This window comes from Pandoraea sp. XJJ-1 (genome assembly GCF_026802345.1).
Lineage (GTDB): Bacteria > Pseudomonadota > Gammaproteobacteria > Burkholderiales > Burkholderiaceae > Pandoraea > Pandoraea cepalis.
In genome coordinates this window covers 505,110-529,762 of sequence record NZ_CP113827.1, presented here as the reverse complement: position 1 = coordinate 529,762, position 24,653 = coordinate 505,110, and the positions used below count along the sequence as shown (strand labels likewise).

At 65.3% G+C, this 24,653-nt stretch carries 25 protein-coding genes; 6 read left to right on the top strand and 19 right to left on the bottom strand.

Going from position 1 to position 24,653, the window contains the following annotated elements; translation table 11 throughout:
* The first annotated feature begins 447 nt into the window (after positions 1 to 447).
* On the top strand, positions 448 to 1,275 hold the full coding sequence (locus tag OYT13_RS02370) for a helix-turn-helix transcriptional regulator (protein ID WP_268567195.1): 828 nt from the start codon (positions 448 to 450) through the stop codon (positions 1,273 to 1,275).
* Here the strand turns inward: OYT13_RS02370 and OYT13_RS02365 are convergent.
* From OYT13_RS02365 to OYT13_RS02325, 9 genes are all read right to left on the bottom strand, one after another.
* Positions 1,223 to 1,870, bottom strand: coding sequence for a flavin reductase family protein (locus OYT13_RS02365; protein WP_017232692.1), 648 nt, complete (start codon positions 1,868 to 1,870; stop codon positions 1,223 to 1,225). The genes OYT13_RS02370 and OYT13_RS02365 overlap by 53 nt on opposite strands.
* A 48-nt stretch (positions 1,871 to 1,918) precedes the next feature.
* Positions 1,919 to 2,875: an FAD-dependent oxidoreductase gene (locus tag OYT13_RS02360; protein ID WP_017232693.1), complete on the bottom strand. Its 957-nt coding sequence runs from the start codon at positions 2,873 to 2,875 to the stop codon at positions 1,919 to 1,921.
* Positions 2,872 to 3,984 carry a threonine synthase gene (locus OYT13_RS02355; protein ID WP_157211376.1) on the bottom strand — a complete coding sequence of 371 codons (1,113 nt, stop codon included), beginning with the start codon at positions 3,982 to 3,984 and terminating at the stop codon, positions 2,872 to 2,874. Before OYT13_RS02355 ends, OYT13_RS02360 begins: the two co-directional genes overlap by 4 nt.
* Before the next feature lie 146 nt (positions 3,985 to 4,130).
* Positions 4,131 to 5,177, bottom strand: coding sequence for an ornithine carbamoyltransferase (locus OYT13_RS02350; RefSeq protein ID WP_157211377.1), 1,047 nt, complete (start codon positions 5,175 to 5,177; stop codon positions 4,131 to 4,133).
* Between the two features lie 121 nt (positions 5,178 to 5,298).
* The gene (locus OYT13_RS02345) at positions 5,299 to 6,264 is read right to left on the bottom strand and encodes a diiron oxygenase (protein WP_083902220.1); all 966 of its coding nucleotides are present in this window, start codon (positions 6,262 to 6,264) and stop codon (positions 5,299 to 5,301) included.
* Positions 6,257 to 7,726: an adenylosuccinate synthetase gene (locus tag OYT13_RS02340; RefSeq protein WP_017232697.1), complete on the bottom strand. Its 1,470-nt coding sequence runs from the start codon at positions 7,724 to 7,726 to the stop codon at positions 6,257 to 6,259. The genes OYT13_RS02345 and OYT13_RS02340 overlap by 8 nt, the downstream gene beginning before the upstream one ends.
* Entirely contained in the window at positions 7,723 to 8,778 is a 1,056-nt protein-coding gene (gene sbnB, locus OYT13_RS02335; protein WP_017232698.1) for a 2,3-diaminopropionate biosynthesis protein SbnB, read from the bottom strand. The genes OYT13_RS02340 and sbnB overlap by 4 nt, the downstream gene beginning before the upstream one ends.
* Positions 8,775 to 9,860, bottom strand: a complete 1,086-nt coding sequence (gene sbnA, locus OYT13_RS02330; RefSeq protein WP_157211378.1) for a 2,3-diaminopropionate biosynthesis protein SbnA — start codon at positions 9,858 to 9,860, stop codon at positions 8,775 to 8,777. Before sbnA ends, sbnB begins: the two co-directional genes overlap by 4 nt.
* Before the next feature lie 209 nt (positions 9,861 to 10,069).
* Positions 10,070 to 10,990, bottom strand: a complete 921-nt coding sequence (locus OYT13_RS02325) for a methyltransferase domain-containing protein (RefSeq protein WP_017232700.1) — start codon at positions 10,988 to 10,990, stop codon at positions 10,070 to 10,072.
* 103 nt (positions 10,991 to 11,093) lie between these two features.
* On the opposite strand from OYT13_RS02325, the gene OYT13_RS02320 reads away from it, so the two are divergent.
* Positions 11,094 to 11,942 (top strand): ComF family protein, encoded by an 849-nt coding sequence (locus OYT13_RS02320; protein ID WP_157211379.1) that lies wholly within the window; start codon positions 11,094 to 11,096, stop codon positions 11,940 to 11,942.
* 16 nt (positions 11,943 to 11,958) lie between these two features.
* The gene (gene trmL, locus OYT13_RS02315) at positions 11,959 to 12,429 is read left to right on the top strand and encodes a tRNA (uridine(34)/cytosine(34)/5-carboxymethylaminomethyluridine(34)-2'-O)-methyltransferase TrmL (RefSeq protein WP_017232702.1); all 471 of its coding nucleotides are present in this window, start codon (positions 11,959 to 11,961) and stop codon (positions 12,427 to 12,429) included.
* On the opposite strand, the gene OYT13_RS02310 is transcribed toward trmL, so the two are convergent.
* The 5 genes from OYT13_RS02310 to OYT13_RS02290 all read right to left on the bottom strand — a co-directional run bounded on the left by OYT13_RS02310 (position 12,411) and on the right by OYT13_RS02290 (position 15,436).
* Entirely contained in the window at positions 12,411 to 12,941 is a 531-nt protein-coding gene (locus OYT13_RS02310) for an O-acetyl-ADP-ribose deacetylase (protein WP_150551805.1), read from the bottom strand. The two genes, trmL and OYT13_RS02310, sit on opposite strands and share 19 nt — an antisense overlap.
* A 154-nt stretch (positions 12,942 to 13,095) precedes the next feature.
* Positions 13,096 to 14,115 carry an NAD(P)H-dependent glycerol-3-phosphate dehydrogenase gene (locus OYT13_RS02305; RefSeq protein WP_017232704.1) on the bottom strand — a complete coding sequence of 340 codons (1,020 nt, stop codon included), beginning with the start codon at positions 14,113 to 14,115 and terminating at the stop codon, positions 13,096 to 13,098.
* A 63-nt stretch (positions 14,116 to 14,178) separates the two neighbouring features.
* Positions 14,179 to 14,685: a protein-export chaperone SecB gene (secB, locus tag OYT13_RS02300; protein ID WP_017232705.1), complete on the bottom strand. Its 507-nt coding sequence runs from the start codon at positions 14,683 to 14,685 to the stop codon at positions 14,179 to 14,181.
* A gap of 65 nt (positions 14,686 to 14,750) precedes the next feature.
* Positions 14,751 to 15,011 carry a glutaredoxin 3 gene (grxC, locus tag OYT13_RS02295; RefSeq protein ID WP_017232706.1) on the bottom strand — a complete coding sequence of 87 codons (261 nt, stop codon included), beginning with the start codon at positions 15,009 to 15,011 and terminating at the stop codon, positions 14,751 to 14,753.
* A 17-nt stretch (positions 15,012 to 15,028) separates the two neighbouring features.
* On the bottom strand, positions 15,029 to 15,436 hold the full coding sequence (locus tag OYT13_RS02290) for a rhodanese-like domain-containing protein (RefSeq protein WP_017232707.1): 408 nt from the start codon (positions 15,434 to 15,436) through the stop codon (positions 15,029 to 15,031).
* Positions 15,437 to 15,670: 234 nt separating this feature from the next.
* Between OYT13_RS02290 and gpmA the strand changes: the two genes are divergently transcribed.
* The 3 genes from gpmA (at position 15,671) to OYT13_RS02275 (ending at position 19,193) form a co-directional block, all read left to right on the top strand.
* On the top strand, positions 15,671 to 16,417 hold the full coding sequence (gene gpmA / locus OYT13_RS02285; RefSeq protein WP_268567194.1) for a 2,3-diphosphoglycerate-dependent phosphoglycerate mutase: 747 nt from the start codon (positions 15,671 to 15,673) through the stop codon (positions 16,415 to 16,417).
* A 429-nt stretch (positions 16,418 to 16,846) separates the two neighbouring features.
* Positions 16,847 to 18,370 (top strand): S41 family peptidase, encoded by a 1,524-nt coding sequence (locus OYT13_RS02280; protein ID WP_017232709.1) that lies wholly within the window; start codon positions 16,847 to 16,849, stop codon positions 18,368 to 18,370.
* 70 nt (positions 18,371 to 18,440) lie between these two features.
* Complete coding sequence (locus OYT13_RS02275) at positions 18,441 to 19,193, top strand: HesA/MoeB/ThiF family protein (protein ID WP_017232710.1); 753 nt, start codon at positions 18,441 to 18,443, stop codon at positions 19,191 to 19,193.
* 154 nt (positions 19,194 to 19,347) lie between these two features.
* Here the strand turns inward: OYT13_RS02275 and ptsP are convergent, their stop codons facing one another.
* From ptsP to OYT13_RS02250, 5 genes are all read right to left on the bottom strand, one after another.
* A complete protein-coding gene (gene ptsP / locus OYT13_RS02270) occupies positions 19,348 to 21,084 on the bottom strand; it encodes a phosphoenolpyruvate--protein phosphotransferase (protein ID WP_442796451.1) in 1,737 nt (578 codons plus the stop codon).
* A 144-nt stretch (positions 21,085 to 21,228) separates the two neighbouring features.
* Positions 21,229 to 21,498 carry an HPr family phosphocarrier protein gene (locus OYT13_RS02265; RefSeq protein WP_017232712.1) on the bottom strand — a complete coding sequence of 90 codons (270 nt, stop codon included), beginning with the start codon at positions 21,496 to 21,498 and terminating at the stop codon, positions 21,229 to 21,231.
* 3 nt (positions 21,499 to 21,501) lie between these two features.
* Positions 21,502 to 21,915, bottom strand: coding sequence for a PTS sugar transporter subunit IIA (locus OYT13_RS02260; RefSeq protein WP_017232713.1), 414 nt, complete (start codon positions 21,913 to 21,915; stop codon positions 21,502 to 21,504).
* Between the two features lie 169 nt (positions 21,916 to 22,084).
* Positions 22,085 to 23,023, bottom strand: a complete 939-nt coding sequence (gshB, locus tag OYT13_RS02255) for a glutathione synthase (RefSeq protein WP_017232714.1) — start codon at positions 23,021 to 23,023, stop codon at positions 22,085 to 22,087.
* A gap of 60 nt (positions 23,024 to 23,083) precedes the next feature.
* On the bottom strand, positions 23,084 to 24,385 hold the full coding sequence (locus OYT13_RS02250; protein WP_268567193.1) for a helix-turn-helix transcriptional regulator: 1,302 nt from the start codon (positions 24,383 to 24,385) through the stop codon (positions 23,084 to 23,086).
* Positions 24,386 to 24,653: the final 268 nt, after the last annotated feature.

The following is a 24,653-nucleotide window of genomic DNA, read 5'->3' as shown; positions in this document are numbered from 1 at the left end:
CGCACCATAGCATTCTCCTGAACTCATTGATGCAAAAGGGAAATCCGTTTATTCCCCTAGTCTGAAATCGCGACGGCGAAGCGACTACGGGATACTCCCTATGCGTCATCGGTTTGACACATTGCAGCAACGCGACGACTCGTTGCGGTGTCCTGACTACCCGAAGCGCCCCTCGCCAACGACCGTCACCCCACTAGTCCAGCACCGCGTCACGCCAATCGCGCAACGCGGAGCACTCCGGCCGCCTTCGCTGCGATGCGGGATTCGTCCGATATCCGTCAACCGTCGATACGGCACCATGGGGCGCGTGCGACGTTATGTCGCGCCCTGAGGCGGCGCGCCGCGGCGGCTGCACGGCGGATGCGCGCCGGCCCCTTGGCGACCCTCGATGCGCGCGACGATACAACGCGTGCTAAAACCGAAACCTGTTCCCCACCTCGCCATGCCATGCGTGCCACGCGTTGCGTCACTCCCCGCTCGTTTGCCGACGGTCTGAGCGCCTTGCGCTCCGCCACCGACTTCCATGCCTTGTGCGCCCTGCTGCAAACGTTGTGCGGCTCGCTCAGCCACCGTTATTTCAGCTATCGCGGACATTTCCCTCTGCCAGGCGGGAAACGGGCAACGCCTCGACTCGGCAACTTGCCGCAGGCGTGGCAAGCGCACTACGACGCTCAGCGCTACGCGAACGTCGATCCGGTGCTGGCGCGCGCCAGCCGGCAACTCACCCCCGTCGAATGGACGCCAACGCTCTATACATCGCCCGATGCCCGGCGGCTGCTTCGCGAACAGCGCGCCGCGGGCATGCGCTACGGAGTGACGTATCCGGTATTCACGCCGTCGGGCGCGTCGGGCATGTTAAGCCTCTCATCGACCCGCCCGCCTCCCTGCTATGGGCGGGCACTCGGCGCGCCTGCCTGGAAGCCGCATGCCGGCGCGTTGTTGGCGATGCATGTGCATGAAGCCGTGTGGCGCATCGTGCAACGCGACGCCGTGCATCACGGCGCCCCTGTGCTGACACCGCGCGAGCGCGAGTGTCTGCGGTGGGTGGCGCGCGGCAAGACGTCGTGGGAAATCGGGCGCATTCTCACGCTCTCCGAGCATGGTGTGGTGTTTCATCTGCGCAGCGTCATGCGCAAGTTCGACGTCTCGAGCCGCCATCGGGCCGCGAAGCTGGCGAGCGATTACGGCCTGCTGGACGACTTCGCCGGCAGCGTGTCGCCCGTCATTGGCTCCGCGCCGCAAGATCGGCGAGCGTCTTGTATCGCGTCAACGTGAAGGTGTCGCTCGCGGCATTCACGAACGATCCGCCGCCCAATCGCCCCACGGGACGGAGCGTCTGCAAATCCACGTGATGCGTGACAGGGTCGAGCAACGCGTCGTCGACATGGACCGCAACGACGGTGCCGAGCACGACCCATCCGCCGCCCGGCGCGGCGCTGATCTCGATAATGTCGCGGACCTGGCATTCGTACGCGACCGCAGCCTCCTGAACCCGCGGCGGCCGCACGCGCGACGAGGCAACCGGGGTCATGCCGGTGAGCGCGAACTCAGACTCGCCGGGCGGCAACGGCGCCGCCGAGAGATTCACGGCCTCGATACACGACAGGCTCGCCACGTTCACGACGAACTCCGGCACCGACTCGACGTTGAGCAACGTGTCCTTCTTTCGCTTCGGTGCCGGCGGCACCACCGGGCAGAACAGTACCGTCATCGGCACACAGCACACGCCCATGAAGTACGCATAGGGCGCCAGATTCGGCCGGTCTTGCGCATCGACGGTACTGACCCATGCGATCGGCCGCGGCAGAATCGTACTCATCATGAAGTTGTAGCGACTTGCCTCGTCGAGCGTCGCCGGATCCAGTTCCATGTCGTCTCCCAAGGTTGTCATCCCTCGCCTGCTATCCGAAGGCGGGGGCTAGTTGTGTGATGCCACGCCCGTGAGCCGAAGCACCTCATTGGCGCATCCCCACGACAACGTGAAGCCCCCGCCCCCATGGCCGTAGTTGTGAAGCAGACACGGGTGGTCCGCGTCGCGCGCCACCCGTGTCACCCGTCGCATCGGCCGAAATCCGAGGCGGACTTCAACGACACGCAGCGCGGCGACGCCATCACACAGCCCGGTGCATCGGCGTACGATGTCCTCGACCTGCCGCTCGCCGATCACGGTCGACGTCAGGTCGGGATCGGCGGTGCCGCCCAGTACGATGTCCTCGTTCCGTTCGACCACGTATGTCGGCGCCTGCGGATCGGAATCGTCGATGAAGCAGCCGCGCACGGCGGCGTCGCGCTCTGCCCGAAGCACAATGGCGCGCGACAACGATAAATCGCTGTCGCCAAACGGCCGGCTTCCATAACCGCAGCAATTCACGACGTGCTCGGCGTCACCGAGCAACGACGCCGGATCGCCGACGCGCTGCGCCACATACCGGCCGCCGAGTTCGAGGAACAGCGTCATCAGGTAGCGAAGATAGACCGCTGCGTCGGCCACGGGCACGTCCATGCGGTAAGCGCAGGCGAAACGCGACGGCACGTCCGCTGGCGCCAGACGCTCAAGACCGCTGGCGCATTCCGTCCACCACGGCGGCCCGGCATCGCGTTGAAAATATTCGGTGAGCACGCGCATCCGCACGCCTGACGCCGCGTCGGCGGACAGGCGACGCATCGTCGCGTAGGTTTGCCGGGCGCGTTCGAGATAGACGAGGTCGGGCGCCTGATAAAACGGATGCCAGATGGCCGCCGCGAGCGCCGACGTCGTCTGCGCCGGCCCCTCTGCCGCGTAGATAACGACGTCGCACCCGGCCAACGCCATCGTCACGGCCGTCGTCAGGCCGCTGACCCCGGCACCGAGCACAATGATGCGCGGGCGGATCACGGCTGCGCCTCCGATTGCACGTATCCTGGGTCGTCAGGCATGCGGCGCGGCGCAGCTTCGACATAGCCCCGCAGTTGGCCGGGCGTCACAGCGTCAAAACACTGCGGAGATTTCAGGCCGCTTCCCGTCCCGAGCAGCACCACGCGCGACCGGGGCTCGATGCGCCCCGTCGCGAGACACTCGCCCAATGCGGCGTAGCCGGCGGCCGTCGACGGTTCGAACCACAGGCCGAAGCGCTGCGCGAGATTGCGCGCCGCCACCATGATCCGTGCGTCACTGAGTGCGACGCACGCGCCGCGCGTGGCACGCAAGGCATGCAGGGCCGCGAAATGATCGCGCGGACGACCGACCGCCAGACTGTCGGCCACGGTGTCCGGGCTGACCTGCGTGGGCGACGCAGGCAAGGCCATGGCATCGTCGCAGGCGCGCCAATCGCGCGTGATGCTGCTTGCGCTGTCGGCCTGCGCCGCGAGCAATCGCGGCATGGCGGAGGTAATGCCGAGCGAATAGAGATCGAGAAACCCCGCCGCGATGCCTGACAGAATGTTGCCGTCCCCCGTCGGCACGATGACCCAATCGGGCACACGCCAATCGAACGCTTCCGCCATCTCGAACGCGCATGTCTTCTTCCCCTCGCGCGTGAAGGGATTGATGCCCGTATTGCGACAGCACACGCTGGCGTCGTCGGCCATGCGCTCGGCGATGTCGAAGGCGTCGTCGTAGCTGCCCTCGACCTCGCAGACCTTCGCCCCATATGCGCGAATCTGCGCGAGCTTCACGCGAGGCGTGCTTGCCGGCACGACCACGGTGGCCGACATTCCCTGCGACGCCGCGAGGCACGCCAGCGACGCACCGGCATTGCCGGTCGATGCGGTCACCGCATGCTGGCACCCGGCGCGTTTGGCGACCGCCAGCACCACGTCGGTGGCGCGGTCCTTGAGCGATCCGCTTGGGTTCCGCGCCTCATCCTTCACCCAGAGACGGACGCCGCTGTCGTCGCCGCAATCGACCAACGGCGTGGCGCCCACGACCAACCGGCTCGCCCAGTGCGCTTCAACCGGAAGGAGTGCGCCATATCGCCACATTCCCCGTCCCTGAAACGTATTCACGATGTCCGCGGCGCATGGCGAATCCGCGTCCGCCCGCCGTTGAATGCGAAGATTCTGCCCACACACGGGGCAGCGATAACGGATCGCGCCCCACGCCTGCGGCGTTGCACACCTCACGCACACGTAGTGATACGAAAACGGCGGCCTCACGCGAGGCACCCCGGATTCAGCAGGTGCGCCATCACGGCATTCTGCGCATGAAGTCGATTCGCGGCCTGGAGGAAAACCCACGACGACGGGCCATCGATCACGTCGTCCGTCACCTCCTGCCGCCGGTCAGCGGGAAGGCAATGCAGGTAGCCTGCGTCGGGCGCTGCGCGTCGCATGACGTCGGCGTCGACGCACCAGTCCCGGTACCGCTCGAAGACGTTGTGCATGACGGCCTCGTCGACCGGATCGCCGTGACGTTGCGGAAGATGCGCGAGACTGCACCACGATTTGGCGTAAACGGCGTGCGCATCGGTCACGCCGTCGCGCAGATCGTGGGTCACGCGCAGACGCGCCCCGGTCTGCTCGGCGAACCGCGTGGCCGCGGTCATCACCTGCGGATCGAGGCCGAGCGATGGCGGATGCGCAAGCGTCACGTCCATCCCGGATTTCACTGCGGCGAGCAACAGACTCTGCGGCACGGCCACTGGCTTGTGCCAGCTACCGGAATACGCCCAACTGATGCACAGCCGCCGGCCGGCCAGCCCGCCCAATTGCTCACGCATCGTCATCACATCGGCAAGCGCCTGACACGGATGAAAGCGGTCGCACTCCATGTTGATGACGGGCACCCGACTCGACTGAGAAAAAGCTTCGAGATGACGATGCGCCGCACCGTACACCCACCCGGCCGGTGCGCCATACATGCGAATGGCAATCGCGTCGCCATAGGATGAGAGCACGCGCGCCACGTCGGCCACGCGCTCCGTTGAGTACGGAATCTCCGCCTCGGGTAGCGCGGGCGTATAGATCCCGTTCAGCGGATCGAGGACGATCGCATGGCCGCCCATTCGCGACAGTCCGGTCTGGAAGCTACTGCGAGTGCGTAACGACGCGTTGTAAAACAGAAAGTAGATCGTTCGGCCGCGCAGCGCAGATTCCGTGTGCTGCGGATAGCGGCGCTTGAAGGCGAGCGCCGCCTCAAGGAGTGCGCGATACTCCGCCGCACTCATGGTCAGATCGGGGGCTAGCCAGTGGCAATTCACAGATCTCTCCTGGTGGTGTATCGGCGAAGCGCGGGGACAGCACAACGTTGCCCGCCGGGTTGAACCGGTTCGGCCGCATGATCGCGTGCGTCGCCACGTCAGCGGCTCGACCGGCCGACGCTCAAGGCGGCCGCCAGCGACTCGCTTGTTGCGCGAAGCGTTCCGCGCAGGCCATGCCCAATCGCTCGAACAAGCGCCGTGGCACCCGCGCCGCTTCCATCATCTGCACGCCCACTTCGAGCGGGTCGATGCTCTCGCGGATCACACGATCGGCTTCAGTGGCATCCAGCCCGACGGCACATAGATGCGCTCGCAACACCGGCAATTCAGGCGCAAGAAACGCGGTCATCAGGTCCGGAAGCAGAGTGTCGAGAAACGCGCGGTCCGCTGGGGATAACGACGGAATCCACTCGCTGGAAAAGCGGACAAACGCCGCCTGATGACGTCGTTCGTCGGCGCCATGTTCGCTCAGCATTGCGCGCACGGGCGGGTAGATATCGTCACCGGCCCCCGCCTGCCGCAGCGTGCCTGTGATCAATGTCTCGGTCACCGTTGCCGCTGCGACGATGGCCATCTCGCGATGCGTTTCGGGCACCGCCGCACACAACGCCAGCACGCGTACGACACTCAGCGATGGCGTTCGCGCCAGCTCATACCCCGCCTGTTTCAACAGATGTCTGCGGAATCGCTCCATCATCCACGTGTGAAATCCCTCGTCCGTGTAGATGGCGAGCAGATCGTCACGGCTGACCGACGCGATGCCAGGCATGTCGAGCATTTGCTCGATGGCGCGATTCACGATGTGTAGTTCGACACGTTCCGTCTTGTTCAGGTAATCGGCCAGACGGCGCGCACTCAACTGCTGCCGAGCCGCCTGACCGCGTTCACAGACCAGCGGATGCGTGGCATACGGCATGAGCGACAGGTTGAAGAACAGGTGCTCGGGCCGCAGCGGCGGGAACGGTGCCTCCCCGCCGCCGCGGGTCACGGCGGCGACGTCTCGCCACGGCCGCTGCCCATGCTCGACCGATCCGCCATCGCCGGGCAGGCACGTTGCAACGCTGCTCCCCGTATGCCGGTCAGACATGCGGGGACGCTGCGACGACAAGCGCCGGTTGATGCGCGCTCAGCGATACCAGGCTGGCCCGTTCCGGCCCCAGTCCGATGCCGGCCAGCGGCGCGCCGATTTGCCGCTCGACGAAATCGACGAAGCCATGCATGGCGGCGTCGAGCTTGCCTTCGCGTCCGAGTGTGAGTGAGTGCTCGGACAGTCCGGGATAGATCAGCACGTCGGGCATGACGTCGCTGGACAGCACGTCGCGATTTACACGCATCGGCACGCCCTGATAAGTCGAATGGAAGTAGTGGGCCAGGCAGTCGACCTTGTTGAGGTAGACGCAGTCGATAGCGTGGGCCTTGACGACCTCTCGCAACTGCGCGAGATCGAGCATGCCGATACGACGCGGGCGCCCCGTCCCCGTGCCGTACTCGCCGGTGAGCATGCGAAGCGCGGTGCCCACGTCGAACGGATCGTTGGAGCGCAGCAGTTGTTCCGGCGAAAAGCGTACCTGCTCGTCGGTCACGCCGAGGTGAGACTGGGACGCGTCATCGCAATATTGCGCAGAGCGCTCGCCCCCCAACTCCGACGGAAACGGGCCACGCCCCACGCGCGACATGATGGCCTTCGCCACGCCGATGGTCCGACGGTGGTACTTCGGCGACAGATCGCCCCCCACATACGCATATGCCGGCACCGTGTGGCTCGACGTGACATACGGCTGACAGCCGTCAACGACATCGAGCAACACCGACTGCGCCCCTTCGAACAACACCCTGGCGCCTTGCTTCACGCGATTCGCAAGCCATCCTCGATCGGGTTCGATGTAGGCGCGCAAGGTGTCGGCGACTTTCGGCAGGCTCAACAACAGATCCGACATTTCGGCGACCCAGGGCGACGTTCCCCCGTCCGCGTTGATCATGTGCGTGAAGACATCGCGCATCGAAGCTACGGTGTCCGCCTCGCTATTGAGCAGATCGCCGAGCATCAGATTGACGCGTTTGTCGTTGCGCACACGCAGGGCGCGATCCGCGTAGCACGGCCCGATGCCGTTACCCGTGGTACCGATCGTGCCGCCGCCGCGTCGATCCAGCGCAATGTGGTGGGGCTGCACGAGCGCGGCTCGCGCACTGATGCGTAGCCGGCCCTCGAGCGAGACGCCCATCTCGCGGAGTTGTTCGATCTCGTCAGCCAGCTTCCACGGGTTGAGCGCGCACCCAGACCCGATGTACAGCGTGGCGTGGGGATGAAACACGCCTGAGGGCAGTTGCTTGAGCGCGATGCGGCCGAAGGGCGTGTCGATGGTGTGGCCGGCGTTGGCGCCGCCATTGAATCGGGCGATCACGTCGTACCCCGCAGCGAGGGCATCGATGATCTTCGCTTTGCCTTCGTCGCCATATTGCAGACCGACAAGGACGTCGGCGAAGCCTTCGGCGGGAGGCGAAGCGAGGTGAGCGGCGGGGAAGGAGGCGCTACAGGTAACGGAGGTCATGCGCGTTGCATATCGTGGAAAAAATGGGGGATGGGCGCCTGCTGCGCAGCCAACTGTTCATAGACCCAACGCCCGACGGCAATGTCCAGGATGCCCAGACCGAACGGCGAAAACACAATCGGTCGATCACGCACCGGCGCCTGTCCGCCACAGAGCAAATGCGGCAGCGACGTCGTGACGAAGCGCCGATGACCGGTCTCGACTTCAGCGAGATGAAGCGAGGTCATCGCCCGCAGACAATGATCGATGTCGTCGACGACATTGTGGGACGCAAGAACGACCGCTGGCGCAAGGTCGCGAAGCGAGAGGTGCAGCACGACAGGGCAGTGAGAGAACCATTCCGGGTCGTTCACATAGGGCGAGGGCGCCGTCGTGGTGAATACGATCACGTCCGACGCACGAACGGTGCGTTCGAGCGAGGCTTCGGTACGCGCGTCGTAGCCGAGGCGCGTACTCATGCGGGCGGCAAGTGCCGTGGCGTAGTCCGGGTTCAGGTCGTGCACCGTCACGTCACCAATGGGCAGTGCCGCGAGCGGCAGACACTCGGCCACATGGCGTGCGATCACGCCGGCGCCGACAAATGCCACGCGCAGGCTTCGCGCTGAGGTCTTGGCCGTCGCCTTCGTGGCGAGCGCGTCGCTGGCGAGACACCGTAGCGCGCTGATCGCGCTCGCCGCCGTGCGCGCCGCGCTGATGAGGCTCGCTTCCATGCACGCCATCGGATAGCCCGTCGCCCCATCGTTCAGAATGAGGACGGCCGACGCGCGCGGCATGCCACGTTCGATGTTCGCGGGAAAGCTCGATATCCACTTGATGCCGGTCACCGCCTCGCCGCGGTCATCGCGAAGGTGCGCAGGCAACGCGATGATGCGATTGCGTTGCGCGTCGGGAAAGCGGAGAAACTGACTCTCCGGATTGACGGTGCGCCCGGCGTGATGCGCGCGATACGCCGCTTCGACCGTTTCGAGAACGGCAGCCTTCCGCGTCCCGAGAGTCGAACTGACCTGCGCTCCGGTGAACACACGAAATTGCGGTAGCGGTAGTGCGTTCATGGCAATGAAGGATCGACGGTATCGACGAGTGGCGACGGTCCGCATGGCGAACGCGGGCGGCCATCGATACAGGTGGCGGCCCAATCGGGGTCGTAGAGGGTGTCGAGATATTTGTCGCCCATATCGGGAGCGACGGCGACGACTGTGTCGCTGGCGGCGATCTCGACCGACGACAACTGCACGGCACGCAACACGCTGCCCGTGGACCCGCCCGCGAGCAAACCGCGCGCGGCCAGCGTGTGGCACATGCGGAGGGTTTCGGCCTCGTCAACGTAGACGATGGCGTCCGGCGGCTCGGCCTGCGACGCTTCAGACAACGCCGGGCGGCAACTCATGCCCAGTCCGGGGATGCGGCGAGGCCCGGGCGGGCCGCCGAACGTCACCGAACCGACGGCATCGACCGCAATGACACGGGTCGGCAGTCGATGGGCGCGCACGTAACGCAAGCAGCCCATCAATGTGCCGGTGGTGCCCGCGCCGACAAACAAGTGGTCGACGTTGCGATAGGCCGCGAAGATTTCCGGCGCCGTCCATCGATAGTGCGCACGCCAGTTGCCTGGGTTGGCGTACTGATTGACCCACACCCAACGCGGGTTACGCGCCACTTGCTCACGGATCCACGCGATGCGTGTGCCGAGATACCCCCCCTGCGCATCGCGACGTTCAACGCGCACCACGTGCGCGCCCGCCGCCTGCATGGCACGGATCGCATGACCCGACGTGTTGGGATCCGTGACGCAAGTGAACGGGTAGCCGCGATTTGCGCACACCATCGCCAGCGCCATCCCGAGATTTCCCGAGGACGATTCGACGATCCGCGTATTCACGTCAACGCGGCCCGCATCCTCCAGATCCTCGATGAGTTGAAGCGCAGGCTTCAGCTTGATGGAGCCGGCTGGGTTCAGACCTTCGAGCTTGAGGTGAACCGTGGCGCGACACAGCCCGTCAATCGCCGTGAAAACGGGGGAGGTCGGTCGCAGAAAGGCGCCATCGACGCGCAGCCCCTGGCGATCGCGCGTTGTTTCGCGTTGCGCAGGTTCGACCTGCGGCGACGCCACCCACGTTTCGTGCTGGTTCCCCACCCCGACCTCCCAATGTCTCGCCCGAAGGCGATTCGATGGCGTGGCGTAGCGAAGGCAATCCGCAAGGCCCTGTGCTCATGCACGCCGTGAAGCGCCATTTAAGCGAATCGGGCGTGCGCAGAACACCTGCAAGGTCGTGTAGGACGCAGGATACGGTGGGGTGTCAGGGCGCCAGCGGGAGGGGCCGGGTCCGCGAAACTCAGCGAAACTCAGCGAGGCCGGCCGCCGCGTCCGATGTCCTGAAGGCGAACGACGGCATTGCCGGCCGCATCGGTCTTCTCGGGAATTTTCCAGGCGTGCCCGTAGACGAGTTCGAACGTCAATGCGATCGTGCCGTCCGCACCGCGCTGACGTTCCAGCGCCGCACGCAAAGCCGCAAGACGCGCCCGCCCGGTAAGGCCCCTACGACGCTCGGGTCGTGGATTCACGCCGAGCAAACGCACGTCGCGCAGCAATGTGTCAGGCGTTTCGAACGTCAGCGTGAGGCGCTCCATGTCCGTGACGGGGGTATCGAATCCACTCGCCACCATCATGTCGCCCAAGTCATGCATGTCCGTCGGCTCAAGGGCATGCGGCGCGTCATCGACTTCCGCCCACGCCGCTCGCAACTCCCGCAGGGTATCGGGACCATAGGCCGAAAACATCAGCAAACCGTCGTTGCCAAGCACGCGATGCCATTCGGGAATGACGCGATGCGGCTCGCGATACCAATGGAGCGCGAGGTTCGACCAGACGAGATCGAAGGTGCGCGGCGCGAACGGCAGCGCGGAGAAATCGGCCTGCACGACGCCATAGGGCGGCGCACTGCGCAGCAGTCGGCGCCAACCGGTTGCTGCGCCTGCCGCCGCGGCGGCCTTGACCATCGCGAGCGACGCATCGAGCCCCACGCGATAGGCCTCGGGGTAACGCTCGCCGAAGCTCAGCAAATCGCCGCCCGTGCCGCATCCGGCATCGAGCACGCGGGTCGGCTTCAGCTTGATGTAATCGAGTCGGCTCGCGAGCCGCGATGCCACCTCCCGCATCAGGAAGTCGGCCTGCGGCCAGTTCGGCGCTCGGCGGTCGAACGCAGTGCGCAAAAAGCGAGCGGAGAACGCGGCGGACGGGGTCGGGGGAGCGGCGGAAGGCTTCATGGGACGGGCGAAAAGGCGAGTCGGCAGTATACTCGTTGCTGTCCGAATGCATCGTGCACCGCCACGCGCCCCGGCGCACGCCGTTCCATGCCGAGCATCGACGATGTCGACCGCCCCGCCTTCCCACCACTTCATCGCCGCTATCACCTTGCCCTTCCTCCCTGCCACCTTGCCAACGCTCGCCAAGCTTGCTGGCGGGTGGCTGCGCATGGCGTTGCCCGATCACTGCGCGCTTTGCCACCGGCGCGCACCGCGGCAGATCTGTGCCGATTGCGCACACGCCTTCGACGCCGACCGGCCTGATGCGCCGTTGCGCTGTCGCCAATGTGCGGTCGCATTGCCATCGCGGCCCACTTACGCGGACGAAACGGACTCGCAAGGCATCGGAGGTGCGACAATTTGCCGCACCCCACCCCCGCTCGTGTGCGGACAATGTCTGCGGTTGCAACCTGCGTTCGACACGACACTGACGCTCGCAGACTACGTGGCACCGCTCGATGCGCTGATGATTCGTCTGAAATACCATGGCGCCCTGCCATTCGCACGCGAGTTCGGCGAACGCCTCGGCAACGCCCTCTCGAATTGCCGAGACGAGGCTGCGCTGCTGGTGCCCGTACCGCTTGCGCCGTCGCGACTCGCGACGCGGGGTTTCAACCAGGCGTGGGAACTCGCGCGGGTCGCGTCGCGGCGGGCGCATCTGCCCGCCAGCGCCCACGTGCTGCACCGTGAGCGAACGACCGCCGCGCAGCGACGCCTGTCGCGCGATGAACGCCGACGCAACCTGCGCGGCGCCTTCGTCGCGAGCGACCAAGTCCGTGGGCGTCGGATTGTGCTTATCGACGACGTGATGACGACGGGTGCGACGTGCGACGCCGCGGCCGCCGCCCTCAAACGCGCCGGCGCAGCGCATGTGATTGCGGCAGTCGCATTGCGCACGCCGCTCACCTCATAACTCTGTCTCAACGCTCATGTTCAACGTCGTTCTCGTCAGCCCCGAAATTCCGCCGAACACCGGCAACGTCATTCGCCTGTGTGCCAATACGGGCGCGCGCCTGCACCTGATCGAACCGCTAGGCTTCCCGCTCGACGACGCGCGTATGCGCCGCGCCGGGCTCGACTATCACGAGTATGCCGAGATGAAGGTCCACCGGGATTGGGCCGCGTTTCTGAGCGCAGAAGCGCCGGATCCCACGCGCATGTTCGCGTTGACGACGCGCGGTTCGCGCCCCTTCGGCGAGCTGTCGTTCGCCAAGGGCGATTGGTTTGTGTTCGGATCGGAAACTCGCGGCCTCGCCCCGGAACTGCTCGATACATTCGCCGCGACGCAGCGCGTGCGACTGCCGATGCGCCCGGGCAATCGCAGCCTCAATCTTTCGAATACGGTTGCCGTCGTGGTCTTCGAGGCGTGGCGTCAACAGGGTTACGCCGGCGGGTCCTGACTCGCCAGTTCGGCGCGATAACGCGCCAGCATCGCACCGTCGAAACAAACGAACTCGACGTGCTCGATGCTCGGGAAATGCGGCAGCGCGTCGCGCACGGCGAAGACAGCCAGCGGCACCGCCAGCTCGGGGGGATAACCGTAGATGCCGCAACTGATGGCCGGAAACGCTACGCTGCGACAGCCGTGCGCCGCCGCCAGACGCAAGCTCTCGCGATAGCAGCTCGCGAGCAGCGCAGGCTCATCGTTCGCGCCGCCGTGCCATACCGGCCCCACCGTATGAATCACGTATTTCGCCTTGAGTCGAAATCCCGGTGTGAGCTTGGCCTGTCCCGTCGCGCAACCCTGCAGTTTGCGACAGGCGTCCAGCAATTCCGGGCCGGCGGCACGATGGATCGCCCCGTCGACACTGCCGCCGCCCAGCAGCGATTCGTTCGCGGCATTCACGATGGCATCGACCGACGATTGCGTAATATCGCCTTCGGAGGTGTGGAGATGGGCAACTGGCGACATGGGTTCGACTCCCTTGTGCGAGTGCCGACGACGGGATTCCGCCATCGGGGAAACGGCGCGCCGACTATCCTGCGAAGCATCGCAGGCCGGTCATGCTGCGCCGGGCGAGACCGGACAACGTCGCAACGTGCCAGTGAAGCGTCAGGGTGACGCCTCACCCCGCAGGGGTGTCGTCCTCTCGTTCCGCGCGGGCATCGCGCCGCAGCAGGGATTCCACCGCCGCACGGGCCGGTAGCCCCTCGAACAGCGTAGCGCATACCGCGTCGGTAATGGGCATTTCAACACCGTGCGCGCGGGCCAGATCGCGCACCGCACGTGCACATCGTACGCCTTCCGCGACGTGCCCCAACGATGCCAGCACGTCGTCGAGCGACTTGCCCGACGCCAGTTGCAGACCGACGGTACGATTGCGCGACAGATCGCCCGTTGCCGTCAGGATCAGATCACCCATGCCGGCCAGCCCCATGAACGTCTCGGGCTTGCCGCCCAGCGCGACGCCCAGGCGGGTCATTTCGGCCAGACCCCGCGTGACGAGCGCCGCGCGGGCATTGAGTCCCAGACCGAGTCCGTCGCTGACACCCGTGGCGATGGCGAGCACGTTCTTCACGGCGCCGCCGACCTCGACGCCGACCACGTCGTCACTCGAATAGATGCGCAGTGCGCCGAAGTGACACGCGGCGATCGTCAGTTCGCACAGCGACGGCACCGCGCTCGCAATGGTCAGCGCCGCCGGCAGTCCCTGGGCGACTTCGCGGGCGAAACTCGGCCCGGAGAGCGCGCCGCCCGCCACCTGAGGGAAGACCTCGGCAACGATCTGGTGTGGCAGCAGTCCGGTATCGGACTCGAAACCCTTGCACAGCCAGATCAGGTTGTGCGGCGCATCGGCCGCAAGCGCCATATGGCCGGCCAGTGCCCGCAGGCCGGCCACGGGCACAGCCGCTACGCACAAGGCGCGTTCACCCGTGCCATGCGTGAGCGCCGTTGCGAAGTCGGCTTCGAATCGCAGACGAGGCGACAGCGGCGAACCAGGGAGGTAGAGGGAATTTTCGTGCGAGGCGTTCAGTTGCTTCACGAGCGCCGCATCGCGCGCCCAAAGGACAACCTCATGGCGTGCCGCCATGTGACTCGCCATCGCGGTGCCCCAGGCACCTGCACCGAATACGGCAATCTTCATGAGAGAGGCCTCGACGCGAAGGCCGACGCCGGGCCGGCCGTCGCGTCGATCAAGCGCAAGCGCTTAGTGGGTCTGGGCGGCCGAGCCGTCGGGCATCACGATGCCCGGGGCCGGCGTTTCGCCGTTGGCCGCTTGTTGCTCGGCCAGTTGCGCCAGTCGCTGTTCGTACAGTGCCTGGAAATTCACTTCGGCCAGATGGATCGGCTGGAACCCGGCACGGCTGATGGCATCGGCCACGTTGGCGCGCAGGTACGGGTAGACGATCGTCGGGCAAGCAATGCCAATGAGGGGGTCGAGTTGTTCGACGGGCACGTTGCGAATCTCGAAGATACCGGCTTGCTTACCTTCGACCAGGAACGCGACCTTGTCCTTGATCTTGGCCGTCACGGTGGCAATCACGGCGACTTCGAAGATTTCCTCGGCCAGGCGTTCGGCGGCGACGTCCAATTGCACTTCCACGGTCGGCATCTCTTGCTCGAGGAAGATCGCGGGCGAATTCGGCTGCTCGAGCGACAAATCTTTCAAGTAAGCGCGCTGGATGCTGAAAAACGGCTGATTCTGGTCGGACATTTTGTTTCCTTGGGATAAGACAGCCGCGCAGACACGCGGCTGGGCGCACTATTTTGCGGGCGGTATCAGGCGGCTTGCAAGAGCGGCACGAGGCCGCCGGCACGGTCGAGTGCCGACAGATCGTCGTAACCGCCAATGTGGCGCTCGTCGATGTAGATCTGCGGCACGGTGCGGCGCCCTGTGCGCGTCATCATTTCCTCGCGGCGGGCGGGTTCCTTGTCGATCAGAACCTTCTCGATTTCCTGAACGCCACGCTGACGCAGCAGTCGCTCCGCCATCTGGCAATACGGGCACACTTGCGTGCTGTACATCACGATCTTCGGCATGACTGGCGATTCCTCGATTACTTCACGACCGGCAGGCCGGCTTCCTGCCAGGTGGCAATGCCGCCCTGGAGGCTGAACGCCTCGGCGTAGCCGAGACCGCGCAGCAACGTCTGGACGCGCGCGGCGCCCTGCCCGTTCTTGCACACGATCAGGACCGGCGCGGCCTTGTTCTTGATGACCTGCCCGACCTTTTGTTCGACGTCGTCGAGCGGCAGATTGCGCGCGGAGGGCAAGTGGCCTGCGGCGAACTCTTCGCCAGAACGCACATCGAGCACCACGGCGCCTTTACGGTTGATGAGCTGGGTCGCTTCCACAGTCGACAGACCGCGCCCGCCACGCTTGAATACGGGCCATGCCAGCATGCCCCCCGAAACGAGGGCAATGGCGATCAGCGCGAGGTTGGTGTAATCAGTAAAGAACGTCACAAACCACCTGAAAAATATCAAAAGAATCCGATCATTATAAAATAATCCGTGATTGCGCCGACGGGTTGCGTTGCCAATCGCTGCGCCGGACGTCGGCGGCCCCCTCGCCGCGCCCCCGAACGTCTCTGAATTGTTGCCGCAAATCCCCTTGCCGGGCCTTGCTGCGCAAGGCGCGGCGTGTAGCAATGCGCTCGCCGGCTGCCCCCGCTTTCCAACTCTGACTGACGTTTTCTCATGTACAAGCTCGTTCTCATCCGCCACGGCGAATCGACGTGGAACAAGGAAAATCGCTTCACCGGCTGGGTCGACGTCGACCTGACCGAGAAGGGCGCCGCCGAAGCCATTCAGGCCGGCAAATTGCTCTCTGACGCCGGCTACGCGTTCGATCTCGCCTATACGTCGGTCCTCAAGCGGGCGATCCGCACGCTCTGGCATGTGCAAGACGCCATGGACCAGATGTGGATTCCCGTCATCCATAGCTGGCGCCTGAACGAGCGTCACTACGGTGCGCTCGCCGGCCTGAACAAGGCCGAGACCGCCGCCAAGTACGGCGACGAACAGGTGCACGTCTGGCGCCGCAGCTACGACACGCCGCCGCCGCCGCTGGCCGCGGATGACGAGCGTAGTTCGTACCGCGACCCGCGTTACGCCAAGCTCAAGCGCGACGAGATTCCGCTCACGGAATGCCTGAAGGACACCGTGGCGCGCGTGCTGCCGTTGTGGAACGAGTCGATCGCCCCGGCCGTGCGGGCCGGCAAGCAGGTGCTCGTCGCCGCGCATGGCAATTCGCTGCGCGCGCTCATCAAGCATCTCGACAACATTTCGGACGACGATATCGCCGGCCTGAACATCCCGAACGGCACGCCGCTCGTGTACGAGCTGGACGCCGACCTCCAGCCCATCCGGCATTACTACCTGGGCGACGCGGAGAAGATCGCCGGCGCGTTGGCCGCCGTGGCCGCGCAAGGCAAGTCGAAGTAATCGTCGATCCTCGCCTGCGCCAATTGATGACACCGAGCGCGCCGCCCCCTTGCGGCGCGTTCGCCCCCCGTTTGGCGCGCCGCTACGTCTCTCCCTTCCGCCGCTTTCGCGGCACTTCCCCCCAGCACGTCCCCCGCTGCCCCCTCCAGTAACGCGCCGTAACACGATTTCCATCGCTTTCGGGCATCCTGCCCCGCGAGGTCCAATCCTCGCCAATGCTCGCTCCGCCAGCGAAAGCCCGCCGTTATCGAGCCGCGTGCCGGAAACATCCCCCACAAAGTCGCCGCAACCGGAACTTTTCGTAGAACCACTCAGGAAAACTCCCTGTCGAATGGGCAATGCCCGCCCTGCGGGCAAACGGTTATACTTCGCCAAAGTGCGCGCGCCCCTTGGCGGGCGCCCCGAAAAATCCGGAATTTCCACGCCTATATGCGCCAAACCCTCAAACACATCGGCCTGATCGTGCTGGGCCTCGCAACCGGTGCGGCTGCCACCCTCGCGTTCTCGCAGGCTTCCGCACAAACCGCTACCACGCCGTTGCCGCTCGAACAGCTCCGGCTGCTGGCCGAAGTGTTCGGTCAAATCAAGCGCGAGTACGTGCAGCCGGTCGACGACAAGAAGCTGCTGACCGCAGCCATCAAGGGCATGGTGTCCAGCCTCGATCCGCATTCGTCCTATCTCGACAAGGACGAATACAAGGAGTTGCAGGAACAGACGCGTGGCCGCTTCGCCGGTCTTGGCATCGAGATCTCTCAGGAAGACGGCCTCGTGAAGGTCATCTCGCCGATCGAGGACAGCCCGGCCTTCAAGGCGGGCCTGAAGCCCGGCGACCTCATCACCCGCATCGATGACAAACCCGTGCGCGGCATGACCCTCGATCAGGCGGTCAAGCGCATGCGTGGCGCACCCGGCAGCAAGGTCACGCTGACCATCTACCGCAAGTCGGACGAGCGCACGTTCCCGGTGTCCATCGTGCGTGCGGAAATTCGCGTCCAGAGCATCAAGGGCAAGATGCTCGAGCCGGGCATCGCTTACGTGCGCATCACGAGCTTCCAGGAACGCACGGTGCCGGATCTGGCCAAGAAGCTGCAGGAGCTGGCCAAGGATCAACCGATCAAGGGTCTCGTGCTCGACCTGCGCAACAACGGTGGCGGCATTCTGCAGTCGGCCGTCGGCGTGTCGGCAGCCTTCATGAAGGAAGGCGCCACGGTCGTGACGACCAACGGCCAGATCGAAGACGCCAAGCAGAAGTACACGGCCACCTTCGACAACTACCGCCTGTCGGCGAGCCCGGACGATCCGCTCAAGGGCGAAGCCGCCTTCTGGAAGACGGTGCCGATGGTCGTGCTGGTGAATGCCTACTCGGCCTCGGCCTCGGAGATCGTGTCCGGTGCGCTGCAGGATTCGAAGCGCGCGCTGATCATGGGCAAGACGACCTTCGGCAAGGGCTCCGTGCAGACCGTGCGTCAACTGTCGCCGGACACAGCGCTGCGTCTGACCACGGCCTACTACTACACGCCGAGCGGCCGCTCGATCCAATCCATCGGCATCACGCCGGACGTGCCGGTCGACCAGAATCCGAAGGGCGATCCGGAAGACGTGCTGGTTACGCGTGAAATCGACTACCAGAACCATCTGCACAACACGCAGAAGCCCGACGAGCAGAAGGCCATCGACGCCCGCGAAGCCCGTCGCCTGGAAGAATTGCGCCGCCTCGAGGAAGAAAACGCCAAGAAGACGCCGGAAGAGCGCAAGAAGGAGCGAGACGCGCGCCTGCCGGATCTGGGCAGCGCCGACGACTTCATGCTCCAGCAGGCCGTTCATCAGCTCAAGGGCGAGCCGGTCCAACGCACGAAGTCCCGTCTGGAAGCCAACGCCGGCCCGATGCCGAAGGACGCGTCCAAGGCTGCCAGCCCCGCCGCGACGCCGGCCAAACCGTCGGACAAGAAGTAAGCATCGGCTTTACACTACAAACCGTGCCCGCGAAAGCCGGCACGGTTTTTTTATTCTTTTCCGTTTTGCGATGAACGACGACCAGTTGCTGCGTTACTCCCGCCACATCCTGCTCGACGAACTCGGTATCGAGGGTCAGGAGCGTCTGCTCGCGGCCCACGCCGTGATCGTGGGCGCAGGCGGTCTCGGCTCGCCCGCCGCGCTTTACCTCGCGGCCTCCGGCATCGGACGCATCACGCTGATCGACGACGACGACGTCGATCTCACCAACCTGCAACGCCAGATTCTTCACGACACCGACAGCGTCGGTCGGCCCAAGGTGGTCTCCGGACGCGACCGCATTGCGCAGATCAACCCCGGCGTGGTCGTCGACGTCGTCACCGCACGGGTGGACGAAGCGCAGCTCACAGCGCTCGCCCGCGGCGCCACCGTGGTGCTCGATGGGTCGGACAACTTCACCACGCGTCACGCCGTCAATCGGGCTTGTGTCACGGCGAGGGTGCCGCTCGTGTCCGGCGCGGCCCTGCGCTTCGACGGGCAGATCAGCGTATTCGACGTGCGCGACGACGCGTCGCCGTGCTACGAATGCATCTTTCCCGCCGACGAACCTTTCCCCGAGCAGGCCTGCGCCACGATGGGGGTTCTCGCCCCGCTCGTAGGCATTATCGGCAGCATGCAGGCGGCCGAAGCGATCAAGCTCATCACGGGCATCGGGAAGCCGCTCGTTGGGCGCCTACAGATGCTCGACGCCCTCAGAATGAGCTGGCACACCATGCACTGCGCCCGCAATCCGGAGTGCAAGGTCTGCGGCCAGCGCCACTGAAGGCATAGGGTCCGGCCGACGTTGACCGGGCGTCGCACGAACCCTCAAATCGCGCTCAACGCCCGCTGAGCGCGGGCGAAAAAAACGGGCCCCCTGTGACAGGACGCCCGCTTTTTCGTACTTGTGGGGGATGCGCGACGCCCCGGCCTGCCCGTCAGGCCGCCGCCAGGCGCGCCAGCGCCGCCTGCATCTCCTCGGGTTCAGTGGCGGCGAGCAGCTCCTGGACCGGCCGTTCCAGATCCGGCAGATGCGCCCGCAGGATTTCCTGCTTGACCTGCAGCAGTTGGCTCGGATGCATTGAAAACTCGCGCAGGCCCATGCCGAGCAGCAGACGGGTCGCCGTCGGATCGCCCGCCATCTCCCCGCACACTGCCACCGGCACGCCGAACGCATGCGCTTCGCGAATGGTCATGGCGATCAGTCGCAGCACCGCCGGATGCAGCGGGTCGTACAGATGGGCGACGGCGTTGTCCGCGCGATCGATCGCGAGCGTGTATTGAATCAGATCGTTCGTGCCAATGGACAGGAAGTCGAGCCGCTTCAGGAACATCGACACCGTGAGCGCCGCCGCCGGCACTTCGATCATTGCGCCCAGCTTCACGCCCGGGTCGTAGAGCAGGCCCGCCGCGTCGAGCTGCGCCTTCGCTTCGCGAACGAGTTCGAGTGTCTGGTCGATTTCCTGCGCATGCGCGAGCATCGGGAACAAAACCTGCACCTTGCCGAAAGCCGACGCGCGCAAAATGGCGCGCAACTGCGTGAGGAACATGCGCGGCTCGGAGAGGCTCCAGCGAATGGCCCGCAGCCCCAGAGCGGGGTTCGGCGCCGTCTCGTACGACTCATGACTGTCGAGTGGCTTGTCGGCGCCAACGTCGATGGTCCGGATCGTCAGCGGCAGACCTCGCATCGATTCGACGGCGCGCTTGTACGCCTCGAATTGCGCCTCTTCCGCCGGCGCCTCCTTTTCGTTCATGAAGAGGAATTCCGTGCGAAACAGCCCGACGCCCACCGCGCCGGCGGCGACCGCCGTCGCCGCGTCCTCCGGCAATTCGATGTTGGCCAGCAACTCGATGTGGGTGCCGTCGATCGTCTGCGCGGGCGAATGCTTCAGACGCTGCAGACGGCGCTCCTCGAGCGCACGCTCGCTTTGGCGGTAGCTGTACTCCTCGAGCACGATCGGCGCCGGGTCGACGATGACGATACCGTGATCGCCGTCGATGATGATGACGTCGTCCTGCTTGATGAGCAGGCTGGCCTGCGCGACGCCGACCGCCGCCGGGATGCCCAGGCTGCGCGCGACGATGGCTGTATGCGACGTCTTGCCGCCAAGATCCGTGACGAAGCCTTTGAACGTCTGCGACTTGAACTGAAGCATGTCGGCCGGCGCGATGTCGCGGGCCACGACGATCATGTCGTCGCGTGGCGTCTCAGCCACCACATGGCGAATGCCGGGCGTACCGGCGAGCGCCTTGAGTACGCGCTCGGTCACCTGTTCGATGTCGGCGCGGCGCTCTCGCAGATACTCATCGTCGATCTCCTCGAAACGGGCGACGAGCACCTCGAGCTGTGTGGTCAGCGCCCATTCCGCGTTGTAGCGGCGCTCGCGAATCAGCTTGATGACGGCGTCGGCGAGCAACGTGTCGTTGAGGATCAGCGAGTGAACATCCAGGAATGCGCCCATCTCGCCCGGCGCATCGTGGGGCAGTTCAACCTTGAGGGTATCGAGTTCGTGCTGGACAGTCGCCTGCGCGCCGTGAAAGCGCGCGATTTCTTCATCGACCTGGGTGGCGTCAAGCAGATAGTGCGGGACATCGAGCGTGGCGGGCGCGAGCAAGTAGGCGCGTCCGATTGCGATGCCGCGGGAAACGGGAATGCCGTGCAGGGTGAAAGACAAGGAAGTCTCCCGGTTCAGAGGCGGATGATTCGACCGAAGTCCGTGTATTTTGCCGCGTACGGGCGGCGCTCGGCACGGTGAGTCGCCATTGGGCACAGGCGCGATCGACGCTCGCGGCGCACCGCGACTCACCGCAACGGCGTGTTACTCCCCTTCGCCGAACTTGCTCGCGATGAGCGCCAGGATTTCATCCATGGCTTGTTGCTCGTCAGCGCCTTCGGTCTCCACTTCGACCGTCGCGCCAATCCCGGCAGCCAGCATCATGACGCCCATGATGCTCTTCGCGTTGATGCGCCGACCATTCCGGGTCAGCCAAACCTCACTCTGAAATTTCGCCGCCAATTGCGTCAGCTTTGCCGATGCCCGGGCATGCAAGCCCAATTTATTTACGATCGTCGTTTCTTGTCGAAGCATGTTTCAGTGTGACGTAGTGTGTGTGGCCGGCGCACCCGCGCCGACTTCCAGAATACCTTTAGATCCGCCCGAAAGCACCTTCTCCACCAGCGTGTCGAGCGGCACCGAGCGATAGCACACCGCCTTGATGAGCATCGACAGGTTCACCCCCGAGAGCACGCGCACCTTTGGATCGACAAGTTGCGCAGCAACATTCGACGGCGTGGCCCCGAACAGATCGGTGAGGACCAGCACGCCGTTGTCTTCGTGCAACTGCGCGAGGCGTTCACGCGCCGTGACGACGAGTGCCGCCGTGTCCTGGTCGGGCACAACGTCGATCGCGCCGATGTGCGCCGGACAACCGCCGTAGATATGCGAAACACACTCGCGAAGTGCCGAGGCGAGCGGTGCGTGAGCAATAATCAGAATTCCAGCCATGATGCTAGGTACGCCAAGCGCCGCGCGTGTTTGGAAGACAAACACAACGGCGAACGCGAACCTGTCGTTTTTGGGACTGTTATTTTAGCAGGCGCGCAAAAAACCCGAATTTTCATCAAGTTAGGGGCTGTCTGAAACGACTCGTCGCCCGACCGGCCCCGGATTTGCCTTACACCGCCCGTTCCAGCGCGTCGATGAACATCTTCGGCACGTCGAAGCCGGTTTGCTCCGTAATTTCCTGGAAGCACGTCGGACTCGTGACGTTCACTTCCGTGAGGCAATCACCGATGACGTCGAGCCCTACGAGCAGCAGACCACGTTGCCAGAGGATCGGCGCCAGTGTTTCGGCAATCTGACGATCGCGCGCCGTCAGGTCGCGCGCCTCGCCCACGCCGCCGGCAGCAAGGTTGCCACGCACTTCATTGCCCTGCGGGATGCGCGCCAGCGAGTGCGGCACGACCTGGCCGCCGATGACGAGAATCCGCTTGTCGCCCAGCACGATCTCGGGAATGAAGCGCTGCGCCATCACCGAGCTGGCCCCGTATTCACCGAGCATTTCGATGACCGACCCAAGGTTGCGGCCATCCGGCCCGATGCGGAACACCCCCGTGCCGCCCATGCCGTCGAGCGGCTTGTAGATCACGTCGCCATGTTCGTCGTGAAAGGCGCGCAGGCGGTTCGCGTCGCGCGTGACCAAGGTCGGCGTCACGAACTGCGGAAACTCGGCGATCGCCATCTTTTCGGAGTGATCACGAATCGAACTCGGCTTGTTGAACACCCGGGCACCGGCGCGCTCGGCGACTTCCAGCAGCCACGTGGCGTTGATGTACTCCATGTCGAACGGCGGGTCCTTGCGCATGAGCACGGCGTCGAACTCGGTGAGCGCGCTCACCCGCGTTTGCACCACGTCGTACCAGGCTATCGCATCGCCCGTCAGGCGAATTTCCCTGACGCGCGCATCGACCGCCGCGTTTTGCCATGCCATCTCGTGCGTCTCGCACGCAAAGATGCGATGCCCTCGACGCGCGGCCTCGCGCATCATCGAGAACGTGGTGTCCTTGTAGATCTTGAACTGGTCGAGCGGGTCGGCGATAAAGAGAATCTGCATCGATCGGCGGGAGTCTTTGGGGGTTCGGATGCACACACCGCGGGCAGCGGCGACAGGCGTCTATTCTAGCCGAGGCGCCATTTTGCCGCTGTGCGTCGCCTCGACGAGCGGCGCGCCGCGCCCCCCCAGCGCACGTGCGCCGCTTCCGAGCGTCGCCGTCCCGCCCAGCCCGAGCAGCAGCGATGCGTCGCGCACGGGGTCCAGACGGGCGCGCATGAGCGACAAATGCGTCTTGAGCGTTTGCACGCCAATCGCGCAAGCCTCGCGCGTCTGGGCGCGCGACTGCCCAGCCAGCAACCGCATCGCGATCTCGCGCTGCACCGGGGTCAGTCCCGTCTCCCAGAGACGCAGCAGCAGCCGGATGGCGGGCGGCACGGCCAGGTGCAGGGCAATGCGCACGCGCTCGGTCGCTCGCCCCCCCATCCCGCACAAGTGCGTGGCGTGCAGATGCAGCGTGCCGCCCGGCACCTCGACCGCCGTGCAGACCGGCACACCCGGCGACGAGGCATCCGATGGGTGGAGTCTGAGTTCGTCGACCAGCGTCTGACACGCCTGCACTACGACGCACGCGTCGGGCCAAGCCCGCCCCGGCATGCGTTGCCAGACCCGTCGCATGAGCGTCAGCGCCGCGGGGTCGGCCCACTCCGGCTGACGCCGATGCCAGACAATCGTACCCGCCACGTCATCGCCAATCGCGCCCGACGGCTCGGGCCGAAGGGACTGCGCAGGCGATGTCATCGCGGTCATCGCGGTCATCGGCGGAAAACCGGGGCGCTTGGGTGGCGTGGCGAATTCGGCGGCGGCTGTCTCGAACGCCATCACTTCGCGCGCAGTGAAACGCGGCTGCGACCTGCGGCGCGAAACAAACAATCGCAACACGCCGGGGGGTGCGATGGGCAACAGATCGGCGCCGTCGCTGCGCGCCGCTTCCTCGTCGCACGCCCGGGGCGCCGGCAACAGACAAACGTCGAGCAAGTCCCCGTCGGCGAGGCATCCCGCCAGTTCCGGCGGACGACGCAACGACCAGGGCGCCGCGGCCAGACCGCCCCGCGAGCGCCGCGCATGACCGCATAACAGCTCGCCGTGCGCGAGCGAGCGCTGTAACTCCGCCACCGGCGGCATCGCCCAATCGCTGGCGGCAAACCGCTCGCAGGCCGACAGCGGTGCCTGCGGTGCGTACCAGCAGGTGGCCTCGGCCGTCGCGGCCGGGTCGTCCGACGCATGACACCAGAGCGCGGCGACGCCATCCGCTGCCAGACGTCGGCGCAGCGTCTCCAGCCACAGCGGCAGATAGCCCAGCGTCGGTACCGGCAGTTGATGGATTTGACGAAGGCCCGTGCGTAAATCCCCGTGCATTTCCATGTGCCTCCCAGACACCCCCATTCCGAGGAAATTTCCTATTCCGCATCGAGACGGACGCGCATCCCCCGTTCGGGGGATGTGGTGCACATCAAACGGTCGCATCATCGCTTCAATGCTGACGCGAACGAGACGGCGGATCGGCACAGTACACCGATCCAACCGTCGAAGGGGGAGCGCAGGAAACCAGTTTGCGGGGGGAACCGCCCAGGGAAGCCCCGATTTCCGGTCGTTGCATGAGGCGACCGGTAAATGTGACGCCCGGCTAGTC